The organism is Actinomadura sp. NPDC048032, assembly GCF_040653175.1.
In the GTDB taxonomy this organism is placed as follows: Bacteria; Actinomycetota; Actinomycetes; order Streptosporangiales; family Streptosporangiaceae; genus Spirillospora; species Spirillospora verrucosospora.
This window is the reverse complement of record NZ_JBEZJP010000817.1, coordinates 1-1,211: the sequence shown is the minus strand read 5'-3', so window position 1 is coordinate 1,211 and position 1,211 is coordinate 1. Positions and strand designations below refer to the sequence as shown.

General features: G+C 77.1%; 1 protein-coding gene. It reads left to right on the top strand.

Translation table 11 applies throughout. The features are described 5' to 3' along the window. Positions 1 to 19 precede the first annotated feature (19 nt). The coding region (locus tag AB0C69_RS42440; protein ID WP_360362650.1) for a sensor domain-containing protein at positions 20 to 1,211 on the top strand (1,192 nt) is incomplete at its 3' end.

The window sequence follows — 1,211 nt, the reverse complement described above, 5'->3', positions numbered from 1 at the left end:
CGGTGTGCTGCGAGGTGACATGAACCGAGCCCTGAGACGCAGCGCGGAGGCGACCGGCGAGCTGGTCGGCGCCCTGCGCACCGGCCTGCCCGCGATGGCCGGGCTCGTCCCGCTCGTGGCGGCGCTGGCCCTGTCGTTCCTCGTGCTGCCGTGGCTCCCGACGGCCGTCAAGCCCCTGCGTGCGCTCGCGAACGCCGAACGGCGACGGGCCGGGCGCGTCCTCGGCCGCGAGATCCCCGAGCCGTACCGGCCGCCCTCCGGCGAGGGGCTCGGCGAGGCGGGGCGCCTGCTGCGATCGCCCTCCACGTGGCGGGACGCGGCCTGGATGGCGGCGCACGGGCTCACCGCTCTGGCCGCCGCCGCGGTCGCGGTCGCGGTGTGGCCGGCGATTCCGTTCACGCTCTCGCTGCCGCTGTGGTGGTGGGCGGCGCCCGAGGGCTCCCAGGCGGCGTTCATCACCTTGGACAGCTGGCCCAAGGCGCTGACGATGCCGTTCCTGCAGGGCGCCTTCGACCTGGGCATCCTGCTGTGGCTGGTGCCGCGGATCCGCTGGTGGCAGGCCAGGCTCGCGGAGGTGCTGCTGTCGCCCACCCGGCGCACCAGCCTCGCCGAGCGGGTCGAGGAGCTGGCCGAGACCCGCGCCGAGGCCCTGGAGGCGCACGGCGCCGAGCTGCGCCGCATCGAGCGCGACCTGCACGACGGGACGCAGGCCCAGCTCGTCGCCGCCGCCCTGCGGCTCGGCCTCGCCGACCGCCGCTTCGACGCCGATCCCGACGCGGCCCGGACGCTGTTCCTGGAGGCCCGGGAGGGCGTCGAGGAGGCGCTCGCGCAGCTGCGGACGGTGATCCGCGGCATCTACCCGCCGATCCTGTCCGACCGCGGCCTGGCCGGGGCGCTGCTGGCCCTCGCCGCCGGGCAGCCGATCCCCGTCGAGCTGGACGTCGAGGACGGCAGGGCGCCCGCCGCCGTCGAGGCCGCCGCCTACTTCGTCGTGGCCGAGGCGCTCACCAACATCGCCAGGCACAGCGGCGCCCGGCACGGATGGGTCGCGCTCCGGCGCGAACCCGCCCGCCTCACGATCATCGTGCGGGATGATGGCAAGGGCGGGGCCGACCCGGACCGGGGCAGCGGGCTCGCGGGCGTCCGCCGCCGGGTGGCGGCGCTCGACGGGACGACCCGCCTGGACAGCCCCGACGGGGGAGGGACGACGC